The 26,652-nt window shown below is 73.1% G+C and carries 27 protein-coding genes; 12 read left to right on the top strand and 15 right to left on the bottom strand.

The window, feature by feature from the left end; all coding sequences use genetic code 11:
• Positions 1 to 7: 7 nt before the first annotated feature.
• The 5 genes from E4P40_RS29325 to E4P40_RS10605 form a co-directional block, all read right to left on the bottom strand.
• Positions 8 to 1,219, bottom strand: coding sequence for an acyl-CoA dehydrogenase family protein (locus E4P40_RS29325; RefSeq protein WP_135158606.1), 1,212 nt, complete (start codon positions 1,217 to 1,219; stop codon positions 8 to 10).
• A gap of 60 nt (positions 1,220 to 1,279) precedes the next feature.
• The gene (locus E4P40_RS10620) at positions 1,280 to 1,588 is read right to left on the bottom strand and encodes a DUF3040 domain-containing protein (protein ID WP_135158605.1); all 309 of its coding nucleotides are present in this window, start codon (positions 1,586 to 1,588) and stop codon (positions 1,280 to 1,282) included.
• A 190-nt stretch (positions 1,589 to 1,778) separates the two neighbouring features.
• A complete protein-coding gene (locus E4P40_RS10615) occupies positions 1,779 to 2,213 on the bottom strand; it encodes a DUF4383 domain-containing protein (RefSeq protein ID WP_135158604.1) in 435 nt (144 codons plus the stop codon).
• A 181-nt stretch (positions 2,214 to 2,394) separates the two neighbouring features.
• Positions 2,395 to 4,050: a carbamoyltransferase C-terminal domain-containing protein gene (locus E4P40_RS10610; protein WP_135158603.1), complete on the bottom strand. Its 1,656-nt coding sequence runs from the start codon at positions 4,048 to 4,050 to the stop codon at positions 2,395 to 2,397.
• 52 nt (positions 4,051 to 4,102) lie between these two features.
• Positions 4,103 to 5,806 carry an ATP-dependent DNA helicase RecQ gene (locus E4P40_RS10605; RefSeq protein WP_135158602.1) on the bottom strand — a complete coding sequence of 568 codons (1,704 nt, stop codon included), beginning with the start codon at positions 5,804 to 5,806 and terminating at the stop codon, positions 4,103 to 4,105.
• Between the two features lie 316 nt (positions 5,807 to 6,122).
• Between E4P40_RS10605 and E4P40_RS10600 the strand changes: the two genes are divergently transcribed.
• The 6 genes from E4P40_RS10600 (at position 6,123) to E4P40_RS10575 (ending at position 10,317) form a co-directional block, all read left to right on the top strand.
• Positions 6,123 to 6,515 (top strand): TOBE domain-containing protein, encoded by a 393-nt coding sequence (locus tag E4P40_RS10600; RefSeq protein WP_135158601.1) that lies wholly within the window; start codon positions 6,123 to 6,125, stop codon positions 6,513 to 6,515.
• A gap of 121 nt (positions 6,516 to 6,636) precedes the next feature.
• On the top strand, positions 6,637 to 7,461 hold the full coding sequence (modA, locus tag E4P40_RS10595; RefSeq protein WP_135158600.1) for a molybdate ABC transporter substrate-binding protein: 825 nt from the start codon (positions 6,637 to 6,639) through the stop codon (positions 7,459 to 7,461).
• A complete protein-coding gene (locus E4P40_RS10590; protein WP_135158599.1) occupies positions 7,458 to 8,261 on the top strand; it encodes an ABC transporter permease in 804 nt (267 codons plus the stop codon). Before modA ends, E4P40_RS10590 begins: the two co-directional genes overlap by 4 nt.
• Entirely contained in the window at positions 8,258 to 9,310 is a 1,053-nt protein-coding gene (locus tag E4P40_RS10585) for an ABC transporter ATP-binding protein (protein WP_135158598.1), read from the top strand. Before E4P40_RS10590 ends, E4P40_RS10585 begins: the two co-directional genes overlap by 4 nt.
• A 12-nt stretch (positions 9,311 to 9,322) precedes the next feature.
• On the top strand, positions 9,323 to 9,910 hold the full coding sequence (locus E4P40_RS10580; protein ID WP_135158597.1) for a nucleotidyltransferase family protein: 588 nt from the start codon (positions 9,323 to 9,325) through the stop codon (positions 9,908 to 9,910).
• Positions 9,907 to 10,317, top strand: a complete 411-nt coding sequence (locus E4P40_RS10575; protein ID WP_135158596.1) for a molybdenum cofactor biosynthesis protein MoaE — start codon at positions 9,907 to 9,909, stop codon at positions 10,315 to 10,317. Before E4P40_RS10580 ends, E4P40_RS10575 begins: the two co-directional genes overlap by 4 nt.
• Here E4P40_RS10575 and E4P40_RS10570 read toward each other — a convergent pair.
• From E4P40_RS10570 to moaA, 6 genes are all read right to left on the bottom strand, one after another.
• Complete coding sequence (locus E4P40_RS10570; protein WP_135158595.1) at positions 10,314 to 10,652, bottom strand: hypothetical protein; 339 nt, start codon at positions 10,650 to 10,652, stop codon at positions 10,314 to 10,316. The genes E4P40_RS10575 and E4P40_RS10570 overlap by 4 nt on opposite strands.
• Before the next feature lie 142 nt (positions 10,653 to 10,794).
• Positions 10,795 to 11,346 carry a histidine kinase gene (locus tag E4P40_RS10565; protein ID WP_209305265.1) on the bottom strand — a complete coding sequence of 184 codons (552 nt, stop codon included), beginning with the start codon at positions 11,344 to 11,346 and terminating at the stop codon, positions 10,795 to 10,797.
• Positions 11,347 to 11,396: 50 nt separating this feature from the next.
• The gene (locus E4P40_RS10560) at positions 11,397 to 12,242 is read right to left on the bottom strand and encodes an SMP-30/gluconolactonase/LRE family protein (protein WP_135158594.1); all 846 of its coding nucleotides are present in this window, start codon (positions 12,240 to 12,242) and stop codon (positions 11,397 to 11,399) included.
• Between the two features lie 10 nt (positions 12,243 to 12,252).
• Entirely contained in the window at positions 12,253 to 12,450 is a 198-nt protein-coding gene (locus tag E4P40_RS10555) for a hypothetical protein (protein WP_135158593.1), read from the bottom strand.
• A gap of 106 nt (positions 12,451 to 12,556) precedes the next feature.
• Entirely contained in the window at positions 12,557 to 12,799 is a 243-nt protein-coding gene (locus E4P40_RS10550) for a MoaD/ThiS family protein (RefSeq protein WP_135158592.1), read from the bottom strand.
• A gap of 7 nt (positions 12,800 to 12,806) precedes the next feature.
• The gene (gene moaA / locus E4P40_RS10545) at positions 12,807 to 13,862 is read right to left on the bottom strand and encodes a GTP 3',8-cyclase MoaA (RefSeq protein ID WP_209305264.1); all 1,056 of its coding nucleotides are present in this window, start codon (positions 13,860 to 13,862) and stop codon (positions 12,807 to 12,809) included.
• A gap of 132 nt (positions 13,863 to 13,994) precedes the next feature.
• On the opposite strand from moaA, the gene E4P40_RS10540 reads away from it, so the two are divergent.
• Positions 13,995 to 15,254, top strand: coding sequence for an MFS transporter (locus E4P40_RS10540; RefSeq protein ID WP_135158591.1), 1,260 nt, complete (start codon positions 13,995 to 13,997; stop codon positions 15,252 to 15,254).
• Between the two features lie 4 nt (positions 15,255 to 15,258).
• Here the strand turns inward: E4P40_RS10540 and E4P40_RS10535 are convergent, their stop codons facing one another.
• Both E4P40_RS10535 and E4P40_RS10530 read right to left on the bottom strand, forming a co-directional pair.
• Positions 15,259 to 16,056, bottom strand: coding sequence for a hypothetical protein (locus E4P40_RS10535; protein WP_135158590.1), 798 nt, complete (start codon positions 16,054 to 16,056; stop codon positions 15,259 to 15,261).
• 82 nt (positions 16,057 to 16,138) lie between these two features.
• Entirely contained in the window at positions 16,139 to 16,681 is a 543-nt protein-coding gene (locus E4P40_RS10530) for an NYN domain-containing protein (protein WP_135158589.1), read from the bottom strand.
• 148 nt (positions 16,682 to 16,829) lie between these two features.
• Between E4P40_RS10530 and E4P40_RS10525 the strand changes: the two genes are divergently transcribed.
• Positions 16,830 to 18,140, top strand: coding sequence for a hypothetical protein (locus tag E4P40_RS10525; protein ID WP_135158588.1), 1,311 nt, complete (start codon positions 16,830 to 16,832; stop codon positions 18,138 to 18,140).
• Positions 18,141 to 18,183: 43 nt separating this feature from the next.
• Entirely contained in the window at positions 18,184 to 19,596 is a 1,413-nt protein-coding gene (locus E4P40_RS10520) for a hypothetical protein (RefSeq protein ID WP_135158587.1), read from the top strand.
• 34 nt (positions 19,597 to 19,630) lie between these two features.
• Here E4P40_RS10520 and E4P40_RS10515 read toward each other — a convergent pair whose 3' ends face one another.
• Positions 19,631 to 20,062 (bottom strand): hypothetical protein, encoded by a 432-nt coding sequence (locus E4P40_RS10515; protein ID WP_167762184.1) that lies wholly within the window; start codon positions 20,060 to 20,062, stop codon positions 19,631 to 19,633.
• Positions 20,063 to 20,156: 94 nt separating this feature from the next.
• Positions 20,157 to 21,452 (bottom strand): OmpA family protein, encoded by a 1,296-nt coding sequence (locus E4P40_RS10510; RefSeq protein ID WP_135158585.1) that lies wholly within the window; start codon positions 21,450 to 21,452, stop codon positions 20,157 to 20,159.
• 144 nt (positions 21,453 to 21,596) lie between these two features.
• Between E4P40_RS10510 and E4P40_RS10505 the strand changes: the two genes are divergently transcribed.
• The 3 genes from E4P40_RS10505 to E4P40_RS10495 all read left to right on the top strand — a co-directional run.
• Positions 21,597 to 23,636 (top strand): CHAT domain-containing protein, encoded by a 2,040-nt coding sequence (locus E4P40_RS10505; protein WP_135158584.1) that lies wholly within the window; start codon positions 21,597 to 21,599, stop codon positions 23,634 to 23,636.
• Complete coding sequence (locus E4P40_RS10500) at positions 23,633 to 24,970, top strand: ATP-grasp domain-containing protein (RefSeq protein WP_135158583.1); 1,338 nt, start codon at positions 23,633 to 23,635, stop codon at positions 24,968 to 24,970. The genes E4P40_RS10505 and E4P40_RS10500 overlap by 4 nt, the downstream gene beginning before the upstream one ends.
• Positions 24,971 to 25,034: 64 nt before the next feature.
• Positions 25,035 to 26,652, top strand: a 1,618-nt coding sequence (locus E4P40_RS10495) for a hypothetical protein (RefSeq protein WP_135158582.1), incomplete at its 3' end; no start/stop codon positions are given.

The raw sequence follows: 26,652 nt of genomic DNA, 5'->3' as shown, positions 1-26,652 counted from the left end.
CGACAGTTCAGCCGGAGAAGGGCCGCTCCCGGGCGAGCTCCTCCTTGGCGACGCCGCGGATGTGCACCGCGTCCGGGCCGTCGACGATGCGCAGCGTGCGGGCGCTCGCGTAGAAGCGGGCGAGGACGGTGTCGTTGCTGACCCCGGCGCCGCCGTGCACCTGGATCGCCCGGTCGATGACGTCGAGGGCCACCTTCGGTGCCGCCACCTTGATCGCCGAGATCTCGGTGCGGGCCCCCTTGGCCCCGAACTTGTCGATCAGGTCGGCGGTCTTCAGCACGTACAGGCGGGCCTGGTCGATCTCGATGCGCGACAGCGCGATGGCCTCGCGGACGGTGCCCTGGTCGGCGAGCGGGCGGCCGAACGCGACCCGCGACTTGGTGCGCTCGACCATGAGCGCCAGCGCGCGCTCGGCCATGCCGATGGCGCGCATGCAGTGGTGGATCCGGCCGGGGCCGAGGCGGGCCTGGGCGATCATGAAGCCGTCGCCCTCGCCGGCCAGGATGTTGCTCGCCGGCACCCGGACGTCGGTGAACCGCAGCTCCGAGTGGCCGTGCTGGTCCTGGTACCCGAACACCGGGAGGTGCCGGATGATCTCCACGCCCGGGGTGTCGCGCGGCACCAGGACCATCGACTGCTGCCGGTGCGGGGCACCCTCGGGGTCGGTCTTCCCCATCACGATGAAGATCTGGCAGCGCTCGTCGGCGGCCCCGCTGGTCCACCACTTGCGCCCGTTGATGACGTAGTCGTCGCCGTCGCGGACGATCGACGTCTGGATGTTGCGCGCGTCGGAGCTGGCGACGTCCGGCTCGGTCATCGCGAAGCCTGAGCGGATCTCCCCCTCCAGCAGGGGCTGCAGCCAGCGCTGCTTCTGCTCGTCGGTGCCGAACAACATGAGCGTCTCCATGTTGCCGGTGTCCGGGGCGCCGCAGTTGGTGGCCTCGGGCGCGATGGTCGGCGACCAGCCCATGATCTCGGCCAGCGAGGCGTACTCGAGGTTGGACAGCCCACCGAGCTCGTGGTGGAACAGGTTCCACAGGCCGCGCTTGCGGGCCTCGGCCTTCAGCTCCTCCAGCACCGGCGGGTGCTCGTGGTTGTCGTGGCCGCGCTCGGCCCGCCACTCGTCGTAGACCTGCTCGGCCGGGAAGACGAGCTCACGCATGAAGTCCCAGAGCTGGGCACTGACTTCCTCGGCGCGTGCGGAGAGGGCGAAGTCCATGCCTGGCAAGGTATCGGCGGACGTGACCGGCGTCGCATCGGGGGTGCGTGCCGTCGTCGGTCACGGGTGCCGGGGTGCTCCCGGATCGGCCCGGTCGATGGCCGCGCACATCCAGCACACCGCCAGGGGCGAACCCAGGATCAGCAGCATCGCGGCCACGCCCAGCGTCACGCGCGCGGGCAGCAGGAGCGCAGCGGTGAGCACGGGGAGCAGGAGCAGCGGGACGAGCAGGAACCACAGACCGGTGTGGTCGGGCGGGGAGGCCGGCTGGGGGCGCGCGCCCGGGGTGTCGCTGAGCAGCGCCGCCAGTTCGGGGTCGTCGCGTTCGAGGTCGGCGCCGAGGGAGCGGAGGACCGGGTCGTCGTCCATGCCTGGGTTCAAGGCGCACCCCCGTGGGGTCCCGGACGGGAACGTGGCTGCCTCCGGCCTCCCGCCGCGATGATCAGTCTGCTCGCAAAGCCTCCGGGCGGGAAGACGCCGGGAGCCGGGCCCCGACCACCCCGGAGGGAGGCGGGACCCGGCTCTCGCGGGCCCGGCAGGATCTGCCGGACCGGTGGGATCAGCGAGTGGTGCGGCTGTCCACGGCGTTGCGGACCGGGAGCAGCGCGATCACGAGGCCGACCACGGCGGTCAGGATGTGAAGGACGTTGTCGGCGGTGTTGATGCTGAGGAAGTCCCACTCCTTGTTGATGGCGAGCAGGCCGTAGATGAACGCGGCGCCGTAACCGACGGCGAGCAGCCAGCCGTAGGTGCGGGCGCCGGCCAGCGTGCGGCCGAGGACGAGCCCGGCGACACCGATCAGGATGTGCACGACGTTGTGCATGCCGTTGATCTCGAAGCCGAGCAGCGTCTCGTTCGTGTCGTGCGCGAAGAAGTCGTCGAAGCCGGTCACGAAGAAGCCGACGACGCCGACGAGCAGGTAGATGGCCCCGAAGGCCAGTGCCAGGATCTCCGGCACGGTCTTGCCGCGGCCAGCCACGTTGTTTGCGGCCATGTTGTCCTCCTAGGAACGCCCCGCCGGTTCCGGCGGGTCTCGGAACGGGATTACCCCGTCCCACCGGCGAAAAACGGTTGTCGCCCAAAGGGGTGGAGCACAACCGATCAGGCCGGACGGCCCCGAACCGTTCGCGGCCGGTCGGCCGCGACGAGCGTTCGCCCGCTGGCGCCGGAGCGGTTCAGTGCGCCGGCGTGGCCAGGGTGGACCTGCTGCGCCGGACGGTGAACGGTCCGATCGCGAGCAGGTCGACCGGTGCCGAACCGAAACACTCCAACGCGTCGCGCGGATCGTCGACCATCGGCCGGCCGGCGGTGTTCAGGCTCGTGTTGACCACCACCGGCAGCCCGGTGCGCTGTTCGAAGCACTCGAGCATGCGGGCGACGAGCGGGTCCTCGGCCCGGTCGACGGTCTGGATCCGTGCCGTGCCGTCGACATGGGTGACGGTCGGGATGCGGTCGCGCCACTCGGGGGCGACATCGTGGACGAAGAGCATGTAGCGCGACGGGATCGGTCCGCGGCCGAAGATCTCCGGTGCCCGCTGGGCCAGGACCATCGGCGCCACGGGCCGGAACTGCTCCCGCCCCTTGACGTTGTTCATCCGCTCCAGGTTCGCCTCGTACCCGGGATGTGCCAGCAGCGACCGGCGGCCCAGGGCCCGCGGGCCGAACTCGCTGCGGCCCTGGAACCAGGCCACGATCCCGTTGTTCGCCAGCACCTCGGCGACCGCGTCGGCGACGTCGTGCGGCTTCTCGTAGTCGATGGCGGCGGTGATGAGCCAGCTCTCGATCTCCTCCTCGGTCCAGCCTCGACCGAGGTCCGCGCCGGGCATCGGCTCGGTGCGGTCGCCGAGGTCGTGCGCGACGGAGAGGGCTCCGCCCAGTGCCGTGCCGGAGTCGCCGGCGGCCGGCTGCACCCAGACGCGGTCGAACGGGCCCTCGGCGTGGATGCGGCTGTTGGCCACGCAGTTGAGGGCGACCCCACCGGCGAGCGTGAGCGCCGTGTCCCCGGTGCGGCGGTGCAGCCAGCGGACCAGGTCGAGCATCGTCTCCTCCAGCCGCAGCTGGACGCTGGCGGCGAGATCGGCGTGCGCGTCGGTCCACTCGTCTCCCTTGCCCAGGCGGGGCGCGAACTCGGCGAAGTCGATCCGCTCGGTGCGGAAGCCGCCGTCGTCCGTGGCGTGGACGTACTGCTCCAGCTCGCCGGCGAACCGTGGCTTGCCGTAGGAGGCCATCGCCATGACCTTGTACTCGTCGCTGCTGCGGAGGAAGCCGAGGTGCTCGGTCAGGTCCTCGTAGAGCAGGCCGAGGGAGTGCGGGAGCGCCTGGCTGGCGAGCACCTCCAGGTCGCCGCCGGAGTAGCGCCCGGCCAGGTGGCTGACGGCCTCACCACGCCCGTCGAGGACGAGCACGGAGTTGGTCGGGTACGGCGCGGCGAGGCCGGCGGAGGCGGCGTGCGCGACGTGGTGGGGGACGAAGTGGACGCGGTCCTCGGACAGGCCGGGCAGGTAGTGCGCGAGGAAGGACGGCGCCTTCTCGGCGTACATCTTCCGCATGACGTCGCCCTCGTCGTACAGGCCGGTCTGCTCCGGCGAGGGCATCAGCCGCGGGTCGAAGGAGTAGGCGACGGCGTCGAGGTCCGCCGGGGTGAGGCCCGCCTCGGCGAGCACCCACGCGGCCGACAGCTCCGGCAGCTCCCAGGCGCTCCACGGCAGCGGGCGCTTGCCGTGCTTGCGCCGGCTGAAGCGTTCCTCCTCGGCGGCGGCCACGACCTTCCCGTCGACGACGAGCGCCGCCGCCGGGTCGTGGTAGAGGGCGTTGATGCCGAGGACCTTCACGCTGGGGCTCCTTGTCGCCGGACCGGTTCGGCCCCCTTACCCGGCTTCCCCGTCACATTCGCGCCCGGAGCAGGTCGTTCTCGGTGACGGCGGCGAGGCCCAGGGTCTTGTAGCCGACCTCGTCGAAGAGGACGACGAGCCGGTCGTCCTCCACCCGCATGACGACGCCCGGGCCCCACTCGGTGTGCTCCACCGGCGTCTCCACCGGGAACGGGGTGTCGTGGTCGTCGGCTCCGGGGTGGTCCTGGGCCGTGCCGGCCGAGCAGTTGTCGCAGTTGCCGCACGGCTCGTCGAGCTGCTCGCCGAAGTAGCCGAGCAGGAACTGGCGCCGGCACTCGGTCGTCTCGGCGTAGCCGCGCATCATCTCGACGCGGCTCTGGTCGACCCGCTCGTGGTGCTCGCCGAGCTCGCGGGCGGCCGCGGCGGCCTCCCCGGGGGGCGGCGCGTCGGCGGCGGGGTGCGCGGCGCCGTCCTCGTCCAGGACGACGGCGGAGACCTGCTCGAGGAGGTTGAGGTCGCGGGCCAGCGGGGTGGCCGCCCGGCCGGTCTCCTCGCGCAGGTCCTTGACGTCGACGCCGTCCTCGATGCCCGCGGCGGCCGCGGCCTGGACCAGCCCCGCCACCTGCTGCAGCTCTTCCTCCGCCGGGGTGCCGGCGGCGAAGAACCGGCGCAGGCCGAGGTCCTCCTGCCGGTAGACGAGGACGGCGAGGGCCGGTTCGCCGTCCCGCCCGGCCCGGCCGATCTCCTGGTAGTAGCTGTCGAGGGAGTCGGCGGGCTCGGCGTGGATCACGAAGCGGGTGTCCGGCTTGTCGATGCCCATGCCGAACGCGGTCGTCGCGACGACGACGTCGAGCTCGTCCTCCATCCAGGCCCGCTGGGTGTCCTCGCGGTCGGCCTTGCGCAGGCCCGCGTGGTACGGCCGGACCCGCAGGCCGCGGTCGGTGAGCTGTTCGGCGATCTCCTCGGTGCCCTTGCGGGTGGCGCCGTAGACGATCCCGGGACCGCGGCTCTCCCCGATCTCGGCGAGCACGCGATCGAGGACACCCTGCTGCTTGCCGTAGGCGTCGGCGTAGTGGTCGACCTCCAGCCGGATCTCGGGGCGGTCGAACCCGGCGACCACGACGGCCGGATCGCGCATGTCCAGACGCTCGACGATCTCGGCGCGGACCGGCGGCGCCGCGGTCGCGGTGAGCGCGAGCACCGTGGGATGCCCGAGCTGCTCGATCACCCCGCCGAGCCGCAGGTAGTCGGGGCGGAAGTCGTGGCCCCAGGCCGAGACGCAGTGCGCCTCGTCGACGACGAACAGCGCCGGCTTGGCGTCCCGGACGGCGTCGACGACCTCCGGCTTGGTCAGCTGCTCGGGGGCGAGGAACACGAAGCGGACCGTTCCGTCCTGCAGTGACTCGAGCACCTCGCGCTGGTCGCTCGCCGACATCGTGGAGTTGAGCTGCGCCGCGCGCCCGGCCCGGTCCTCGATCTCGGCGAGCCGCTCCACCTGGTCGCGCTGCAGGGCGATGAGCGGGGAGACCACCACGACCGGGCCCTCGAGCAGCTGGCCGGCCACCTGGTAGACCGCCGTCTTCCCCGCGCCGGACGGAAGGACGGCGAGGGTGTCCGTGCCCGCCACCACCGCCTGCATCGCCGCCTCCTGGCCGGGGCGGAACTCCTCGAAGCCGAGCACCTCGCGCGCGAACTCGCGGATCCTGCGAGTGCGGACCGAGGCCGTGGCGCCGGCGGGGTTGTCGTCGTCGGGCACGGGTCGGCGTGGTGGCACCGGTCGAGGCTGCCCCCGGCCGCGTGCCGCCAAACGGTGTGGCTCGCCACGGCCTCCCGTGCCGGCAGCGCGTCCGGGAAAGCGTCTGTCATCCGGTCGCGGGGGCACCTGCTTCGGCCGCGAGGCGCCGGGTGAGGTCGCGGTCGCCCACGAGGACCGCGACGGCCCAGCCGTGCCGCAGGAGGTCGGGCAGCCACGCTCGTTCGCCATGTCGGGCATGCTGCCTGGAGACGCTGACGGGACCTCGGGTCCGCTGTGGACGACGCGATTCGTCCACAGGTGCGGCTACGGTCTGGCCGTGCCTCCTTCCTATCGGATCGCCGAGGCCGCCGCGCTCCTCGGTGTCAGCGACGACACCGTCCGCCGCTGGATCGACAGCGGCCGCCTGGCGTCGTCCCGGCAGGGTGGGGGACCGTCCACCGTCGACGGCGCCGACCTCGCCCGGGTGGCGACGCAGCTCCGTGAGCCACCCGCGCCCGGTGCGACGCCGTCGTCGGCGCGCAACCGGTTGACCGGCATCGTCACGCGGGTGGTGCGGGACGCGGTCATGGCCCAGGTCGAGATCCAGGCCGGCCCCTTCCGGCTGGTGTCGCTGATGTCGCGGGAGGCGGCCGACGAACTCGGGCTCGAGCCGGGTGTCCGCGCGGTCGCCACGGTCAAGGCCACGCAGGTGAGCGTCGACGTCCCCTGAACTTCCCGAGTCGCAGATGCGGCGGTTTCGGGGGAAAGACTTGCGCGGGCACGGCATCGTGTGGCTCACTTCGCCGCAGATGCGGACCGCAAGGGTCGCGCCGTGGCCGTCGGAGGACCGGATGAGGACGCGCGCCCGGGTCGTGCTGCCAGCGGTGGCGGTCCTGGGCCTCGTCGCCTGCACCGGCTCCGAGGCGGCATCACCCGAGCCGGCCAGGTCGGCATCGGCGACGGCAGCGGAGGCCCAGGACCCGTCCGGCACGCTCACCGTGTTCGCCGCGGCCTCGCTGACCGACGTGTTCACCGAGCTGGGCGAGCACCTCGAGGAGGACCACACGACGCTCGACGTCCAGTTCAACTTCGCCGGCAGCTCGGCCCTGGCGGCGCAGCTCGAGCAGGGCGCCCCCGCTGACGTGTTCGCCTCGGCCGACGAGGCGCAGATGACCCGCGCCGAGGAGACCGGGCTGGCGGACGACGCCGAGGTCTTCGCCGTGAACCGGCTGATGATCGCCACCCCCCGCGACAACCCGCTCGGGATCGAACCGCCGCAGAGCGGACAGCCGAGCCTGGCCGACCTCGTGCCCGACGACTTCACCCTCGCCGTCTGCGCGCCCGAGGTGCCGTGCGGCGCGGCCGCCGCCGAGGTCCTCGACCGCGCGGGACTGAGCGACGTCCCCGACACCTACGAGGACGACGTGCGCGCGGTGCTGACCAAGGTGCAGCTCGGCGAGGTCGACGCCGGGCTCGTCTATGTCTCGGATATCCGGTCGGCCGGCGACACGGTGCTGGCCTTCGCGTTCAGCGAGGCGTCGGGGGCGGCCAACCGGTACCCCATCGCCGCACTGACCGACGCCCCGAACCCGGTCGCGGCGCAGGCGTTCGTCGACCTCGTGCTCTCCGACGCCGGCCGGCAGGTGCTCGCGGACGCCGGCTTCGGCCAGCCGTGACCCGGGCCCGCGAGGGCACCGGCATCCCCGCGCCGCTGCTGGTCCCCGCTGCCCTCGGCGTCGCGTTCCTGGTCCTGCCCGTCGCCGGGTTGCTCATCCGCACGCCGTGGTCGGACCTCGGTCCGCAGCTCACCGCGCCGGGCGTCGGCGAGGCGCTGCGGCTGTCGCTCGTCTCGGCCACCCTGGCCACGCTGCTCTCCCTGCTGATCGGCGTGCCCCTGGCGTGGGTGCTGGCCCGTTCCCGGATCCGCGGCCGCAGCGTGCTCCGTGCCCTGGTCACCGTCCCGCTGGTGCTGCCGCCCGTCGTCGGCGGCGTCGCGCTCTTCCTGGTCCTCGGGCGCCAGGGCATCGTCGGCAGCTGGCTGGACGACGCCTTCGGCATCACCATCCCGTTCACCACGACCGCGGTCGTGATCGCCGAGACCTTCGTCGCCATGCCGTTCCTCGTGATCAGCGTCGAGGGGGCGCTGCGCGCCGCCGACGCCCGCTTCGAGGACGTCGCCGCCACCCTCGGCGCCGACCGCTGGACGACGTTCCGTCGGGTCACGCTGCCGCTGGTCGCGCCCGGCGTGGCCGCGGGCGCGGTGCTCTGCTGGGCCCGGGCGCTCGGCGAGTTCGGCGCGACCATCACCTTCGCCGGCAACTTCCCGGGGACGACGCAGACGATGCCGCTGGCCGTCTACCTCGCCCTCCAGCGCGATCCCGAGGCCGCGATCGTCCTCTCCCTGGTGCTGCTGACCGTCTCGCTCGGCACGCTCCTCCTGCTGCGCGACCGCTGGCTGGGCCGGGCCGTCGCGTGACGCTCGACGCCTCGGTCGCGGTGCGCCGCGGCTCCCTCGACCTGCAGCTCGACCTCACCGTGGCCGACGGGGAGGTGCTCGCCGTCCTCGGGCCGAACGGGGCCGGCAAGTCGACGGTCCTGCGGGTGCTCGCCGGCCTGCTGCGGCCCGACGGCGGCTCCGTCGCCGTCGACGGCGAGCCGTGGGACGACGTCCCCGCGGGAACGCACCTGCCCGCGCACCGGCGCGCGCTGGGCGTCGTCTTCCAGGACGCGCTCCTGTTCCCGCACCTGAGCGTCGGCGAGAACGTCGCCTTCGGCCTGCGCACGCGCGGGATGCCCCGGAGGACCCGGCACGAGGCCGCGGCCGCCTGGCTCGAGCGGGTCGGGCTCGAGGGGCTGGCCGATGTCCGCCCCGCCCAGCTCTCCGGCGGCCAGGCCCAGCGGGCGGCGCTCGCCCGGGCGCTCGTCGGCGACCCCGCGCTGCTGCTGCTCGACGAGCCGCTGTCCGCGCTGGACGCCCGCACCCGGCTGGTCGTGCGGGCGGAGCTGCGACGGCACCTCGCGGCGTTCGGCGGCAGCACCGTGCTGGTCACCCACGACCCGGTGGACGCGATGGCGCTCGCCGACCGCGTCGTCGTCGTCGAGCACGGCCGGGCCGTGCAGACCGGGACGCCGGCCGAGGTGAGCCGGCGCCCGCGCACCGACTACGTCGCCCGGCTGGTCGGCCTCTCGCTGCTCGCCGGCACCGGGACGGGCGGCGTCGTGCGGCTGGACGCCGGCGGCGAGGTGGCGGTGGCCGAGGACGTGCACGGGCCGGTGTTCGCCGCCGTCCGTCCCGAGTCGGTGGCGCTGTACCTGTCCCGGCCCGACGGCAGCCCGCGCAACGTGTGGCCGGCGACGCTGGTGGGGGCGACCCCGCACGGGGTGACGGTGCGCTGCGAGCTGGCCGGAGAGGTGCCGCTGGTCGCCGACGTGACCGCCACGGCGTTCGCCGAGCTGGGCCTCGCGCCCGGCAGCCAGGTGTGGGCGACCGTGAAGGCCTCCGAGGTCGCCGTCTACGCACGCTGAGAGGCTGGGCACGTGGACTCGCCGATCGTTGCCGCCGTCGTCCTCGCCGCCGGGGGCGGACGTCGCTACGGCATGCCGAAGGCCCTGGTCGAGCACGAGGGCAGCCTGCTCGTCGAGCGGGCGGTGCGGACGGCGCGGGCGGTGTGCGACCCGGTCCTCGTCGTCCTGGGCGCGCAGGCCGTCGACGTCTGGCAGCGGGCCGACCTCTCCGGCGCAGCCCTCCTGGCCAACAAGGACTGGGAGAGCGGGATGGCGTCGTCGCTGGCCACCGGCCTCAAGGGCGCGCTCAGCTGGCCCGGGCGCGTGGACGCGGTGCTGGTCACGCTGGTGGACATGCCGGGGATGACGCCGGAGGCCTTGGCGGCGGTGCGGGCCCACGGAGCCCCGCACGCCCTGGCCGTCGCGACCTACGACGGCGTCCGGAGCCACCCGGTACTCCTCGGACGGGACCACTGGGCGGGGGTGATGGAGACGCTGACCGGCGACGAGGGGGCCCGCCGCTACCTGGCCGCCCACGACGTCACGGAGGTCGACTGCACCGGCCTGGCCGATCCGGCGGACCTCGACGTCCCGCCGCCCGGAGTACCTTCGGCGCCGTGATCGCCCAGGTGGTCGACGAGCCGCTCTCCGTCGCCGAGCACGAGCAAGCCGTGGCCGACAAGGCCGCCGGCGCCGTCGTCTCGTTCGCCGGTGTGGTTCGCGACCACGACGGCGGGCGGTCGGTGACCGAGCTCGAGTACGTGGGCCACCCGACGGCGACCGCGGTGATCGCCGAGCTCGCCGAGGAGTTCGCCGCACGGCCGGACGTGCACGCCGTGGCCGTGTCGCACCGGATCGGCCTGCTCGGCATCGGCGACATCGCGCTGGCCTGCGCGGTCAGCGCCTCCCATCGCGGTCAGGCGTTCGCGGCCTGTGCGGAGCTCGTCGACGAGGTGAAGAAGCGGCTGCCGATCTGGAAGCGGCAGGTCTTCACCGACGGCGAGGAGGAGTGGGTCGCCTGCCCCTAGGGGTGGGTCCTCCCGTGTTCCAGTCGCGCCTCGACGATCTTCGTGGCACCGGCGGCGTGCGCCTCCACGTCGTCGCACCGTTCCCGCACGCGCGCCAGCATCTCGGTGTCGCCCAGCGGCATCGTGGCCAGCAGGCGGTCGGCGGAACCGACGTCCGGGTGTTCCAGCACCGCGTCGACGAGGCGGCTGTGGGTCCCGGCCGGCAACTGCCCGGACTCGACGTGCAGGTCGGAGTGGACGACGCCGGCAGCGTCCGTCCGGTGCACCTCGGCGGTGGCCAGGGTCCGGCCGTCCGTCTCGATCTGGATGGAGGCGTGGTCCGGGGAACGGGTCATGGGTGTCTCCGCTGCTTCGGTGGGTCGTGGAAGGAGCTGAGGGACGCGCGGCACTGCCCGTCGCCGACCACCCTCCCCGACCTGGCCGGCGACAGGAAGCCGGTTCACCGCCACGCCGGGCGGGCGCCGCGCTACGGGGTGGTCACATCGCCGGGTGTTCCCCTGGCGGTCGCCTGTCCTTGAGCAGGGCACCGGCTGGCCGCGGCGCCGGTTCGGGGACCGGCGGCGGTTCGAGTCCGGCCGCCAAGAGCGTGCTCAGCATCCGCGCCACCATCTCGACCACCGGCAGATCGCGGGCGGCACTGCGCGGCTGCGCCCGCGACGCCAGGCCGCAGACCGTGCCGAAGAGGCCGCCGTCCGTGCCGAGGACGGGCACCCCTGCGTACGCGGCGATGCCGCGCAGGGGGCCGGTCACCCGGCCGGCGTAGGCCGGGACGGCGGCCGTCACCGTGGCCACGCGGGGAGCGTTGCCCTCGTGCATCTGCCGGCAGAAGCTGGAATCCCATGCCAACTCCGTGCCCAGCTCCACCACGGACGACGGGTGGGCGCGCAGGATGATCCAGCGGTTCCCCTCGATCCGGGTCACGAGCCAGACGTCCCAGCCGAGATATCCGTGCAGGAACCGGACCCCCGCGTCGGCCGCGGACGACCAGTCGCGCCACGGGGTGACGTCGGCGATTCCGTCCGGAATCATGCCGGTCATCATCCCCCTGATCGACGGGGGTGACCGCTGTTCGGGCTCGGTCAGCCGGAGAACTCCCGGACCGGCAGACCGGCGATCCCGACGTCGGCGCGGAACAGCGAGCCGGCGAGCGGGTCGTCGCCGGGTCCCATCCCCTCGCGGGACGTGGTGATGAACAGCTGCTCGAGACGCGGCCCGCCGAAGGTGCAGGCGGTCACCTGGGCGCTCGGGACCTCCACCACCTCGTCGAGGACGCCGTCGGGGCGGTAGCGGTGCACGGCGCCGCCGCCGAACAGCGCCACCCAGACTCCGCCCTCGGCGTCGACGGTCAGGCCGTCGGGATTGCCGTCGTCCGGGAACTGCACGAAGGGACGGCGCCCGGTCAGCCCGGCGTCCGGGTGGTAGTCGAAGACGTCGGTGCGGTGGGTCGCCGTGTCGTCGTAGTAGGCCAGCGATCCGTCGGGGCTCCACTCCAGACCGTTGGAGACCGTCACGCCGTCCAGGACGCCGTGCACGGACCCGTCGGGGTCGAGCCGGTAGAGGGCAGCGCCGCCCGGTCGCTGGTCGTAGGCCATGGAGCCGCACCAGAAGCGGCCGTCCGGGTCGCAGCCGCCCTCGTTCATCCGGACCGAGGGGTCGGTCCAGACGGGGTCCAGCGTGGTGAGGTTCCCGTCGGGGTCCTCGAGCGCGAATCCCCGCTCGACGGCGATCACGGCACCTCCGCCGCGGCGCGGGCGGACGACAGCCGCGACGTCGCCGACGTGGGTGCGGCGGACCGATCCGTCACACCCCAGCGAGAGGACGTCGCCGGCGAGCATGTCCACCCAGCGCAGGCCGCCCCAGCTCGCCGACCACACGGGGCCCTCCGCGTGGAAGGCGACCGCGTCGGTCACCTGCTCGGCGCGCATCGGCGAAGGGTCAGCGCGTGCCGGCGAGACCGTCGTCGTCGCGGCGGCGCTCCTCGCGCTCGAACTCTTCCTCCTCGGCCTCGGCCTCCAGCACGTTGGCCTCGCCCGCCACCGAGGCGGCGGCGTCGCCGTGGCTCTCGCCGTAGACCTGCTCGGCGCGGCCCAGGAGCTCCTGCGCCTTGACCTTGACCTTCTCGAAGATGCTCATCGGCCCCTCCTCTGCTCGAGCGCCGTCCGACCGGTGCGGACCGGAACGGCCATCCTCCAGGGTCCCGCGCCGAGCTTCCGGGGCGTGGGGGAAGGGTGGTCGTCCTTCATCCGCCCGCGAACGGGGGCAGGACGTCCACCACCGCCCCGGGTGACAGCGCCAACGTGCGGTCCCGGGTGGAGGTTCCGTCCACCAGGAACGAGCAGGCGGTCAGCACCCGGCCGAGCTTCTCCCCGTGCTCGTCGACCATCTGGCCCACGAGCTCGTCGAGGGTCCCGGCCTCGCGCGCCTCGGTGTCCACCCCTGAGGCCGCCCGCGCCCCGGCGAAGTACCGGACGGTGACGGTCATCAGCGACTCAGCCGCCGATCGCCGACATCGGCCGGCTGGGCTGCAGGAAGCTCGGGTCGTCGATGCCGTGACCGGGCAGCTTGCTCAGCGTCGCGATCCGCCAGCGGTCGGCCAGCTCCTCGTCGGTGGCCCCCTCCCGCATCGCGGTCCGCAGGTCGGACTCCTCGCGGGCGAACAGGCAGTTGCGGATCTGGCCGTCGGCGGTGAGCCGGGTGCGGTCGCAGGCCCCGCAGAAGTTCCGGGTCACCGACGCGATGACCCCGACCGTGGCCGGTCCGCCGTCCACGAGCCACCGCTCGGCCGGCGCCGAGCCGCGGGCCTCGGTGTCCGGCGTCAGGGTGTGCGCCGACGAGAGCCGCTCCAGGATGTCCTCGGCCGTGACCATCTCGCCGCGCGTCCAGGCGTGGTGGGCGTCCAGCGGCATCTGCTCGATGAAGCGCAGCTGGTAGCCGTGCTCCAGGCAGAAGTCGAGCAGCGGGAGGGCGTCGGCCTCGTTGATCCCCCGCAGCAGGACGGCGTTGACCTTCACCGGCGTGAGGCCGGCCGCCTGGGCTGCGGCGAGACCGGCGACCACGTCGTCCAGGCGGTCGCGGTGGGTGAGCTGCTTGAAGCGGTCCCGGTCGACGGTGTCGAGGCTGCAGTTGATCCGGTCCAGCCCGGCGGCGGCCAGGGCCGGCGCGACGCGGGCGAGGCCGATGGCGTTGGTCGTCAGGCTGACCTCGGGGCGTGGGGAGAGAGACGTCGCGGCGGCGACGATGCCGACGAGGCCCGGGCGCAGCAGCGGCTCGCCTCCGGTGAAACGGACCTCGGTGATGCCGAGCTGCTCCACCCCGATGCGCACCAGTCGCGAGATCTCCTCGTCGGTGAGGACCTCGACCTTCGGCAACCAGTCCAGCCCCTCCGGCGGCATGCAGTACGAGCAGCGCAGGTTGCAGCGGTCGGTCAGCGAGACGCGCAGATCGGTGGCGACCCGGCCGAACCGGTCCACCAGCCCGCCACTCCCCGGGGTGGCGTCCACGGTGGGGCGCACCCGCGGATCGGGCAGTGGGCTCGATGAGGTCACAGACCGAATGTAGTGCCCGAACGCGATAATCGGTCCGGGAGCCGGTGATCCGCCGTTAGGCTCGCGCTGCCACCCGAGAGACCGGCGGAGCACCACCGCACTCGCTTGTGGCCAGAGAGCGCGAGAGAATCCGTGTCGCCCCGCACGATCTTCAGTCCGTACGTCCGGCTCTTCGCCGTCCCCGGTTCGTCGGCCTTCTCCTTCGCCGGCTGGCTGGCCCGCCTGCCCATGCCCATCCTCGGCCTCGGCGCCGTGCTCCTCGTCGAGGGCGAGACCGGCAGCTACGGCCTCGCCGGTGCCGTGGCCGGCACGCTCGCCATGGCCATGTCCCTGGCCAGCCCGCAGTGGGCCCGCGTGATGGACCGGCGTGGCCAGAGCGGCGTCCTGCAGGTCGCCTTCGCCGGGTATCTCGTCTTCGGGATCGCCTTCGTCGCGGCCGTCTCGGTGGGCGCGCCGCAGTGGTCCTGGTTCGTCTTCGCCGGGCTGACCGGAGCGAGCGGCCCGAACGTCGGCTCGGTCGTGCGGGCGCGCTGGGCGGGTGCACTCGACCCTGACAGCAGGCAGACGGCGTTCGCCTTCGAGTCGGTCGTCGACGAGGTGGTGTTCGTCATCGGGCCGCCGCTGGTCACGCTGCTCGCGACGCTGATCAACCCACCCGTCGGGTTCCTCACCGGCGTGGTCATCGGCTTCTGCGGCGGGATCTGGCTCTCCCGACTGCGGGACACCGAGCCCCCCGTGGAGCCCGTGGAGGTGGACGCCCCCCGGCGCCGCCCGGTCCTGCGCAACGTGACCGTGCTCCTCGTGGCGATCGTGTACCTGGCCGTCGGGTGCGTCTTCGGCGCCATGGACGTCGTCGTCGTGGCCTACGCCGAGGCGGAGGGCGCTCCGGCGCTGGCCGGGCTCGCGCTGGCGGTCTACGCGTTCGGCAGCCTGGTCGCGGGCCTCGCCTACGGCGTCGTGCACCTTCCCGGCAGCCTCGGGGCCAGGTTCATCGGCTGCGCCGTCTTCTTCGCGGTCGCCGCGCAGCTGCTGTTCGCCGTGGACTCACTGGTCAGCCTCGTCCCCGTGGGGTTCGTGGCGGGACTGGCGATCGCGCCGGTGCTGGTGGCCGGAACGTCCTTGGTGGAGTCCCGGGTGCCGCGATCAGCGTTGACCGAGGCGCTCACCTGGGTGGTCACGGGCGTGACAGTGGGAGTGACGATGGGGTCTGCCGTCGCCGGCGCTGCAGTCGACGCCTGGGGAGCGGAGACCGCCTTCGCCGTCCCCGCGGTGGCCGCAGCCGTGGCCGGGGTGCTGGCCCTGGCCGGTGGGCGGCTGCTGCGCGGACCGGCGGTGCCATCCGTCGAGCTTCCGCAGGAAGGCGCCCGGGTAGCTGACCGGAAGGCCGGGTAGCCGGTCAGCCGGACAGCACATGCCGGCGGATAAGAACCGCCGTCCCGGCGACCGCCGTGAAGGCGACGGCGGTCCCGAGGGCCACAGCGGCCGGGACGCCGGGGCAGAGCTGGCCGACGAGAGCGGACGCGCCGCCACCGATCAGCGAGACCGCGGCCCCGAGCAGCAGGGGCCCCAGCACCGGCGCGTACCCCGAACCCAGCCCGAAGGCGGCCGCGGCCAGCGCAGACGTCGTCACGGCACCGGGACCGCTGGCGGCGATGGGCACGCCGAGCGGGCTCACGAGGAAGGCGACGACCTCCAGGACGGCGAAGAGGCCGAGGCCGGCGGTGGCGACCGAGGTGGACCGGACGTTGCCGGGCAGATGCCGGCCGACGAGGAAGGTGGCGGCGAACGTGAGCGTCACGAGCCCGACGGTCAGCCACCGGGCGGTCGCCCCGACCGCCCAGCAACCCGCGCTGGTCACCTGCACGGCCGCTTGCAGGGCGGCAGCCGCGCCGATCAGCCCCAGGACGATCTCGGCCGCACGGCACGAGACGTGGGTGGCGACACCCACGAGGATCCCGAGTCCCGCGCCGGCGGACGGGTCCCCGGTGACGCTGCCGGTGGCGAGCCCACCCAGGGCCACCACCAGCAGTCCGACCGACCCGGTGAGGCCAGGGTCGGCGTAGCGCCGCAGCGCGCGCGGCCGGTGGGCTCCCGAGCGGCCCTCGCCGGTGCGGGGGCGGGCGCCACGCACCATGAGGCCGAGCGCAGCCACGAGGATCGCCATCACGAGGAGCAGGGACAGGACGTCGGCCACAGAAGGGACCGCCTTTCAGCAGCAGGGACAAGGGCGACGCGGGGCCTGCGGGAGCACGGCAGGCCCCGCGCCGCCGGCTCGGTCAGGCGCTGGGCGCCGCGGAGGGGGACGGGGGCAGGAGCAGGTGGACCTGCTCGTCGCAGGCCTGGGCGAGGTTGGGGTGCGGGCGACCCCGCCCGACGACCTGGACCACGTGCAGCCCGGCGGTGCGGAAGCGGTGCGCAGCGGCGGTGAAGATCCCGTCGCCGGAGGCGATGACCAGCCGCTGGTACGCGCGAGTCGTGAGCTCGGCATCGGCCATCTCGGCGAGGAGCGCCAGGTCCCCGCCGTTCACTCCGTGGCCGAGAACCCGCCGGATTCCCTGGTGGGGCAACCGGAACCACGCCACGGCGGCCAGCGATGGTCCGCTGCCGACGATCACGTGGTGCATCCGGTCGACGCCGAGCGCCGCCGAGTAGGTGTCCCACACCTGGGCGGCGTCGTCGCCGGTCCGGACGTCGCCCATCAGGTTCTCCAGGTCGACGACGTGCAACGTGCGGACCTCGGGCGCGCGGTGCAGTCCGCGGGGGGAGGCGGTGCGTACGGCGCGAGCGGGGCGACGGGGCGTCGCGGCGGCGGCGGTCATGGGTGGTCCCTTCGATGGCGGCCCGTCCTGTGCGGGCCGTGCGAAGGGCGCAGCGGTTCTCCCGCCGCCGGGACCGGAGCGCCACCGCCGTGCGGGTGCGGCATACTCCGGCGCGATCACGAGTTCGGCCGCGGGGGGACGACGGGACATGTGGTGGCTCGAACGTCCCGACGGCACGCAGGTCGACCTGAGGTTCGAGGGCCTGAGCCGCAATGACCTCATCGACGCGTGGCTGCGGCGTCCCGCCAACACCGCCGGTGTCAATCGCGGGGTGCTGACGAAGCAAGTGCGGGCGAGCGTGTCGGGGCTCGCCCGTCTGGAACCGGTGCGCGCGCGTCTCGGGGACGCGGTCGCGGCTGCCGCGCGCAAGGACGTACGCCGGCCCCTCCACGACTCGGATGTGCTGGAGGGGCTGGCGCGGCTCCTCGAGGACCTGGCCGGGCCGCTGGCTCGGTACAGCGTCCACACCGGGCGCCTCATCTTCGAGCGCCACCTCTGCCCTGAGGGCCTGCCGACCGCGGTCCGGCGAGAATTCGAGAACGACTCGCGCGACCGGCTGGCGTCAGCGGTCCGGGAGGAGCTGCTCTCCCGCGGACCGGCCCTCGACGTCGCCTCCCTCGTCGAGGGAGAGATCGAGCCGGCGCTCGTGGAGGCCGTGCGCCACCAGCTCGGTGACTGGGTCCTGACCTTCGCCGGGACGGAGCCGTCTCCGGACGCGCGGGCCGTGCTCGTCGATCTGGCCTACGAGATGAATTCAGGCGCCGTCGCCGCGGTCGACCCTCGTGACGTCGTCCCGGAGGACGAACAGGCGCGACTGCGGAGCCTCCTGGACGAGGCGCACCGCGAGGTCGGCCGGGGGCCACTCTGGGGTCGGTGGGCGCGCACGGACGCCGAGGAGATCCTCCAGGAGGCCGCCGTCAAGACCCTGCGGCAGGCGCTGAGGGCCACCGCTGCCGGCAGCCGGGTCGAGAAGCTCTTCGGCCTGCTCTACCAGAACATCGGCTTCGTGCAGCGTGACCACGACGACCGTGCCCAGGTCCGCGGACGACGCGAAACCCTGACGGACTTCACGGCCCCCGGCGCAGCGGGTGACGCGGGCCGGGCGTCACCCGGGCCGGCCGCCGCCGACCACGCGTGGGCCCAGCTGCGCTCCGGACAGCAGCGGGCCATCCTGGCGCGGGTCGCCGGCAGGCTCGAGGCCAAGGGTTCGTGGGAGGCGATCTGCGCGGCGGTCATCCTGCGCAACCCGACGACGGACGAGATCCAGGCTGCGGTGTCCGACGTCGGCCGCTGGCTGAGCGAGCGGGTAGCGGGCTGGCCGCCGAACACGGCACTGGACGTGATCGCCGACGGCCCGGCCACGGCGGGCGTCGAAGTGGTGCGGCTGCTCCGGGAGGCGCTCCTCGCAGAACCGGATCTCTGGGCTTTCCTGGGGATCGGACCGGGAGAACCGCTGTGAGAAGCGATCGGCCAGACGTGTCGACGGAGGAGGGAAGCAACCGGTGACGATGGCTCGACGCAACCTCGGCGGGCTGGTCGAGACCGAGGGCGGGGGCATCGCCTGGTGGTCGTACCGACCGCCCGCGGTGGCCCCCGGTGCCGTACGGGTGGCCGACGGGATCGCCTTCCAGGTGGACGGCGGCGATCCGCAGCGTCTCGTGGCGTGGTCGGCGGCGTCCCCCGGGCAGGTCGCGGCTCTGGTCCCGTTCCTGGGGCCAGGGGAGTGGACGGGCGAGGTCGAGGCCTTCGTGCAGTCCGGCGATCGTTCGCCCCGACGTCTGGTCATGCCGACCGTCCCCGACGGTGCGGCGCGGCTCGGCCTGGTGGCCGCTGTGCGCCGGTGGTTCGTGCGACCCATCGACGAGACCCTCCTGTCGATCGACGAAGCCCTGGCCTGGCATGCGGCCGGTCATGACGCGGAGGCGGCGCGACTGCTGTCCCGCAGCACGTCGGTACTCGTCTCGTACGGCGACCAGGTCCTCGACGGGCTCCTCCCCGGACCGGTGTGCGACCTCGTCGGTACGGCGACCAGTCTGGCCGCGGATCTGCTCCCCTCGGGCCACCCGGACCGCGCCGAGGTCCGCGAGATGGCCGTCCAGATGTCGGCCAGGGCTGCCCTGGCCGATCTGCAGGTGGCCTGGACCAATGTCCTGCCGGACTCCGCCGGCGCGATGCGTTCCGGCCGTGCGGTGTCGGCGACGGCCGTGGATCTGTCCCTGGTCCCCCCACGGGTGCTCGCGTGGCGCAGCGCCCGGGAGCCGGAGATCCTGTCCGTCCACCTCCAGGAGCAGGACCTGCTCGAGGTGACCGTCCCGCTGGCGCAGGGTGTGCGCACGACCGACGGTGACGTGCGCGACCTCACCGTGTCCGTCACGGATCCCCGGACCGGTCGCCAGTGGTCCGCCGCAGGTGTGCAGCCGGACGCGTCAGACCGTGGGCTGGTCGCGCGCGTGCCGTTGTTCGGCCGAGGCCCTGATTCGCTCGTGGTGACGCTGCACAGCCCCGAGCGTGACCCCGGCCAACGGGGGACGTCGCGCGGGCAGGACCTCGCCATGGCCGAGCGCCTGGTCGTCGAGAGCTGGAGCTGGCAGCGGACCGGCGCGGTGTTGACCGCCGCAGAGCTGTGGGAGGACGCGGAGGAGATCCAGGATGCCGCGCGCAGAGCGGCAGAAGACGCACTCGTCCGGCTCCAGCACCTCCGGGACCACGGTGTTTCGCTGGGGACGCCGGACGGATCCTGGGGTGACGTCGGTATGCCTGGAGCCCTCGCCGTGACGGCAGGCGTCGTCGACGCGGAGACCGTGCAGGCGGCGCTGGAAGCCGTGGAGGAGTGGCTGGACCAGCCGGCGCGAGGGCCCGAGAGTGGTCCGCTGCTCGCCGAGTGGGACAGCGTCCTCGGCGGTCAGGAGGACTGAGGCGCGGCGGCGGTGACCGACCGGTCGGCCCCGATCAGGCAGGGACGACGTCGATGGTCGCGATCATGAGTGCCTTCAGGTCGCCGTCCACCGTGAACGAGCACTCGCAGTGCAGCCGGTCCTCGACGCGCCGGAGCACGCGCGCCTCGACGGCCACCGAACCGCCGGTGATGTTCTCGAGGAGACGGACGTCGAACTGCGCCATCCGCGTGCCCTCGCCGTCGGCGCAGAGAGTGGACGCCGCGAAGAAGAGTGCCTGGTCCCCCAGGGCGGCGATCCAGCTGCAGATGACCGCCCCCTCGAGGTTGAGGTAGGCGTCGTCCACGAGCCAGTCCAGGAGGACGCGACCAGGCTCCACCGAGCGCAGCCACCGGTGGGTTCTGTCCAGACCCAGCGTGCGGATGCCCGACGGGGGCTCGGCCTGTTCATCGCGGATCGCTCGCACGAGCGCCATGCCAGTGACCACGGAGCTGCTCCTCACGCGAACGGGATGCGCGAATGCTAGTTGGCCGCCGTGCGAACGGGCTCCAGGCACGTTGCCTGGAGCCCGTCCGCCTGCGTCAGCCCTGCGCGCACTCCATGTCGGGGTCGACCGACGCAGGGTCCCCGTAGAGGACGTCGACACGCCGGTTCTTGGCGGCGGCGGCCTCGTCGTGCACTCCGTCGACCCACTCGGACTCGACCGGACGGGTCGCGCCGTAGCCCAGGGCGACCAACTCCACGGACTCCGGGACCCCGAGGTCTCGCAGGACGCGGACGACGGCGTGCGCCCGTGCCTCCGAGAACGGCACCTGTCCGTCAACGGGCCCGTAGTCGGCCACGTGACCCGAGACGACGGCGACCCACCCCGGGTGCTGGGTGAGCGTGGCCGCCACCTGCTCCAGGCCGGCGGTCGAGACGACCTCCGTGCTGTTCGGGCCGAAGACCGTGCCGCTGGGCAACCGGAAGCAACTCGCCCCGGCGCCCTCGAGGTGGAACGGCTCCTCGCTCGGCATCGGGTCCTCCGGCAGACCGTCGAACCCTGCCGTCGCCCCCGCCTCGGAGCTCTGGAACCGGCGGTCGAAGGAGGCCGTGCTGCCCGCGGCCGCCAGCACGTGGGTCCAGAGCGTCTCGAGACCTGCCCGGGCAGCCTCGGACAGCGCCAGCGTCGTCTCCCCCAGGCCCGCCCAGAGCACCGTCGCGCCGCCCAGGCGCGGCAGCACGCCGGCCGACGACAACGCCGCGGCGACCGACGCGGCGTCGGAGTCGTACCCGATGGCAGCGAGGTCCATGAGACGACTGCTGCTCACGCCGTCCGAGATCACCAGGATCTCCTCGGGCTGCTGACGACCCGCCGCGGCCAGTGCCGCCAGCTGATCCGACCCGGTTGCCGTCGGAAGCAGTCCGTCGTCCTCGATCCACGTCTGGACACAGTCGAGGACGAGCGTGCGGACGTCGTCCGCACGGCGCGAGGTCTTCTCCGGCATCGGATCCAGCGGGAGCGTCCGGCCCAACCGGGGCTCGATGCCGGGGCCGTCGACCCCGATGAGCATCAGCGTGCGATCGGCCTCCTGAGCCGCACGGAGCCGTTCGACCACGGCCGGCGGCATCGCTCGGGGGGCTTGGCTGGCCGTGCGGTCCACGATCAGCACCTCGTAGCGCCCGTCGGGCTCCGGGTCGTACCCGGCGACCGACTCGCACCGGGCGGCGCTGGGGCCCGGCCCGACGCCGTCGTCCGGCTGCGTGGAGCCGGTGCACCCGGCCGTCAGCAGGACGGCCACCGCGATGAGGAGCGCGATGAGTGCCCGGCGCTGCCACCGCGTGGTGGACCGGCCGGTCGTGCTGTGCGCCTGCGGCGCTCGTCCATCCGTCGACATGACGGAACCCCTTCCAGGGTCGTTGGGGAGGACCCGTCGTCCGCCCGCTGACCTCGTCAGCGGTTCTCCCAGGGGTCCGGAGGCGCCGGAGGGGTTCGCTACCTTGCTGGTTCACCTCGCTCGGAGGCGTAGGCAGGAGACCTGGTGCCGCAATCCGTCGACTTCGTCGTCACGCAGGCGTGGCGCGGCACGTCCGTCCACGTGGTGGCCCAGTGCGCCAGCGTGGGGGATGCGGAAGTAGAGATCTCGGTCCAGTCGATGAAGGCGGAGATCCAGGCGGCGGTCGCGCTGCTGGGGGAGACGGATTCCTTTCGAGCCATCGGTGAACTGGGAAGGCGCCTCGGGGACGTCCTGCTTCCCCGTGGCGAGGTCCGGCAGCTGTTCCGGAAGGCGGTGGATGACCGCGGTCCCGACGACTGGGTCCGGCTGCGTCTCGTTCAGGTCGTCCCCCGCGGTGAGGAGGACTGGCCGCGCCACCTGCCATGGGAGTTCGCCATGCTCGCGGAGAGGAATGCAGTCTCCACGTGGCTGCTCGACGAGGACCGCGTCGCCCTCGTTCGGCATCCGCTCTCGAACAGCGCGCCGCGCAGCCTCGTCGCGCACAGCGAACTGCGGGTCCTCAGCGTGCTGAACGGCAAGGTGAGCGGGCACCGCGAACTGGGGGGGCTCGAGCCCGCGATCGCCGGCAACTCCGCTCCCGGCGTGGCCGTGGTGTCCAAGGTGCTCCGTGAAGCCACGTCGGAGGACTTGGACGACGCCGTCGACGAGTTGCGCAGGATCGACATCTTCGAGTTCTCCGGCCACGGGTCGGACGGCGGTGCGGGTCTGGTGTTCCACGGCAAGGGCAGGCGCGGCGCCGCGATCCTGGACGAGCGGGACCTCAAGGGTCTGCGACGGGACGTCCAGGTGATGCTGTTGAACGCCTGTGACACGGCTGCGGCCCGTGAGGGGGCGCAGAGTCTGGCAGAGACGCTCGCCCGGAGCCGGGTCCCGGTCGTCGTCGCGATGCAGCTGCCCGTGGCCAACGGGGTGGCGCAGCATTTCGGGCGTGCGTTCGCAACGGCACTGCTCACGGGCTTGTCGGTCGACCAAGCGGTGAGTGCAGGTCGTACGGCGGTGCGGCGCGACGAGGACCCTCGGGCCTGGCTCACCCCGGTCGTCTACACGCGGACGGCCGATGGCGTGCTGCTCGCTCGTGCGCAGTACGAGGGCGGGCAGCCCGGGTCGTCGGCCCCTGTCACCGGAGAATCGTCTCCCCCCGCCGAGATCCCCCCGTCGGCCCAGCCCGTCTCCCCCGCCGAGGTCCCGCCGTCGGCTGAGCCCGTCTCCACCGCCGAGACGGCCCCTGCGGTCACCTGGGACACCGATCGTCAGCCCTTCGCGTCCGTGACCCATCCCGGGCCCGTCGCGCTCTTCGAGGCTCGCGGGCGCCTCCTCGTGGCCTCGCTGGAGGACACCGCGATCGTGCTGCGGGATGCAGACGGGCGTGTCGCACAGCGGCTGCCGACGTCGCTGGACCGGCCGGTCGCACTCCTGGCCGGTCAGGACCGTCGGCTCCTCATGGCCGTCGGGGACGACGCCGTCAGCTACGTGCAGCTCGACCCGGGACCGGGTTGGCCCGCGACACCACTGCCGGTGGGACTTCCCGCGATAAACCTGCGGGTCCTCGCATTCCGCGCGTCCGGCACGGGTCTCGCGCTCGCCGTGGCCGAGCCGTCGTCCACCCGCGTCCTCCGGCTGAGCGCCCGCGGCCGTCTGCTCGACGCGGGGCAGCCGATCGGCGGGCCCGCCGTCTCCGCGGCGCTCGCGGACGACGGCCTGCTCAGCGTGTCGACCGACGGGACGATCCTTTCCGACGGTCCCTCGGGGGCGGTGCCCGGACGGCTCGGGGCTCTCCTCGGCTCCCTCCCGAGGGACGGCTGGCAGGGGGTCGACGTCGACCGAGGCGCCCCGGGAGGTGAGACGATCGCGCTCGTCCGCTCGACCGCCGGGGGTGCCGAGCTGTTCGTCGTCGACGCCGCCGGCGTCCGATCCGCCGTCCTGGGCGTGCCGGTGCACCGCGTGCAGCTCGTGCGGGCGCTGGCGCCCCAGGCGAGCGTCGGCCTGGTGGCCACCTGGACCCCCGAGGGCGTCCACGTCTGGCCGCTGGCCGACCTCGAGCCGTACCTGGAGGACCAGACGTGAGACGCGCGCCGCTCCTGGCGGAGATCAGCCGGCGCATCGGCGACCGCCAGCTGGTCTGGTTCGGCACGCGCGGGGACGACGTCGAGTCCGCTACCGAGCTCCCGCAGTTCTCCGCTGCCTTCTCGATCATCAACCGGTACCGGCGACGCACCACCGTCGAGAGCATGGCGCTCGAGGACGCCACCGGGATCCGGCCCGACCTCGACACCTTCGACCTCGACAGCCACCCGCGGGACGACGCCGTCATCGCGCTGCGCCAGGCGATGCTGCGCATCCTGGCCCGCCCGTCGGTGCTGTTCACCTACCGCCCGTCGGCCTTCGTATCCGCTCTCGGATTCGCGCGGCACGATCGCTGCGAGTACGTCGGCGTCTTCAGCGACCATCAGTCGGCTTTCGAGCACAAGCCGTGGGTGGAGAGCGCCGTGGCCGGGATGGGGCTCCCGCACATCCCGTGGACCTACCTCGCCGACGACGACCGGCTCGAAGCCCTCCGGCAGCTGCAGCACGGCCCGATCATGCTGCGCCGGAGCCGCACGACCGGCGGCGTCGGACTGGTCCGCCTGGACGACGGGGACCGGCTGGCGGAGGTGTGGCCGGACGAGGACGAGGCCTTCGTCAGCGTGGCGCCGTTCATCGGGGATGCCGTCCCGGTCAACGTGAGCGCGGTGGTCTGGCACGACGGGGTCACCCTGCACCCGGCCTCGATCCAGCTGATCGGCATCCCGGGGGTCACGACCCGGCGCTTCGGCTACTGCGGCAACGACTTCGCGGCGGCCGAGGGTCTGGGCCGTCCCGTGCTCGACGCGATCCAGGACGCGGTCACGAGGATCGGGACGTGGCTGCGGTCGCGCGGGTACATCGGTGCCTTCGGTGCGGACTTCCTCGTCCGTGACGGGGTGCCGCTGTTCACCGAGGTCAACCCGCGGTTCCAGGGGTCGACACACCTGTCCTGCAGGATCTCCGTCGAACTGGACGAGAGCTGCCTGCTCACCGAGCACCTCGCGGCCTGCCTCGGAATGTCCGCACCCGCCTCCCGCTCACTCTGGGAGCTGGCCCGAGAGGCGCCGCGCCTGTCGCACGTCGTCGTGCACGTCACCGACGAGCGGCCGCGGACCGGCGGCGCCGGGGACCTCGTCGATGCCGTCGAGGGCACGGGCCTGCTGCGGCGGGTGGACGTGACCGTGCCGGCCGGTGTCGTCGCGGAGCCCAGCGCCACGGTGGCGCGGCTCACGCTCGGCGGCCAGGTGACCGAGGACGGGTTCTCGCTCCTGGACGTGGTTGCTGACGCCATCGGCGGGTGGGCCCGCGGCGACGTCGAACGCCGAGCCGGCTGATCCGGAACGACGGCGGGCTAGCATCCCCGCCTGGTTCCACATTCTCCGACGGGGGTTCCGACGCATGCCGATGAACTCGAGCTATCGAGTCTTCCGGGATCCCCATCAGCGATTCCGGGACCGGAACGAGTACTTCAACAAGGACCGGGCCACCAACGTACCGCGCTTCTGCCACGTGATGCAGCGGTCTGCGGACGCCCTGCGCCTGCTGAACGGCCGCCGGCGGACCCCCGGTGGCGCGGAGTGGGACGGTTTCCCCTGGTTGACCATGATCTTCGGATCGGGAGCCCTGCGTCTGCCCGACGAGTCCGGGGTCACCGCTGAAGCGCTCGCGTCGGCGGTCGAGGGGGCGCTGGCCAAGAGCCCGGTCTGGCGCGTCCCCACCTACAGCGAGCAGGCGCAGCGCTTCACCAAAGCCCTCGTGTACGCGCGGACGGGAGAGAAGCCGGGACCGGGGACCTCTGCGACGGACGAACTCTCGGTGGAGCCGCGGGCGGCCGAGCTGGTCTGCATCGCGGCCATGCTGACGCGGCTCTTTCACCTGGTCCAGGCGAACGGTGACGCGCCGGTCGGACGCTGGGACGACGAAGAGGCCAGCTTCGGCAACGCTGACGTCCAGCGCTGGGAGAAGGCCCGCCAGGTCGAGGTCGACGAGCTCGTCGAGGACGCTCAGACCCTTCTCGAGCACCTGATCGGCGAGCTCTCCCCGGACCCGGACGGGCAGGACGGGGCCATCGCCTCGGCCGTCCACTCCCTCGTCGTCGCGGTCGCCGACGGGCTCAACCCGCGAGGGCGAGCAGCTCTGCGCAGCCTCCGGCTGGACCGGGTGCGGTTGCTGACGGAGGTGGCCTGGTTCCACCTCTCGCGGCACACCCCCATCTACCCCGGCTGGACCGACCTCCTGCTCACCCTGAGCCTGCAGGGCAACACCGGTCCGGAGGGCATCCGCCGTCCACGTCCGTCGTTCCCCAACCTCCGGCAGTTGCCGAAATCGGTCGAGGAGATCTACCTCCCGCCGACGGAGCGGTCATGGCAGGTGAGCGCCCAGGGGGAGAGTTCCGCACAGGAGCGGTCCACGGGCGTGACCGCCGAGGTCGTCCGCCGTGACGACCTCTACGAGAGCGCGGCCGAGGTGCTCTGGGCCCAGGCGGCGGCCAACGCCGGCCGCAGGGTGACCGACCAGCTGCCCCCGGCCGCCGCCTTCGTCACCTCGTTCGACGCCGAGCTGGACATGGCCCTCTGGGTCACCGGCAAGGACCGGTTCTTCCGCGTCGTCGTGCCGGTGCACCTCGTCCAGCCGCACGAGTCCAAGGAGGCCGAGCTGTGCTGGCTGATGGGCGAGGTGCACCCGGACCACGACGCCTCGTCGCACGAGCAACTCGCCCAGCTGCGACGGCCGATCAACTGGCAGCTGCTGACCCCGCAGTTCGACGCCACCGAGTTGCGCCGGGTCCCCATCGTGATCCACCTGAGCGGCTGTCCGCTGTTCCGCCTGCCCGACCCCGACCGACCGGCGGACCGGGCGGACATCTCGGGACTGATCGCGGCGCTCAAGGACGTCGGCGTGACGGTGCTGCCCGGGCAGGCCAAGTTCGAGCACGCGGTGACCGTGGACGAGTACCTGGCGCTCCGGCAGTCCGAGGCCGAGCTGCTCTGGCTCGGTACGGGTAGCAACCGCGTCA

This window comes from Blastococcus sp. CT_GayMR20, from assembly GCF_004570345.1.
Note: the sequence above shows the minus strand (reverse complement) of the source record. Positions and strands in the feature narration are given on the sequence as shown.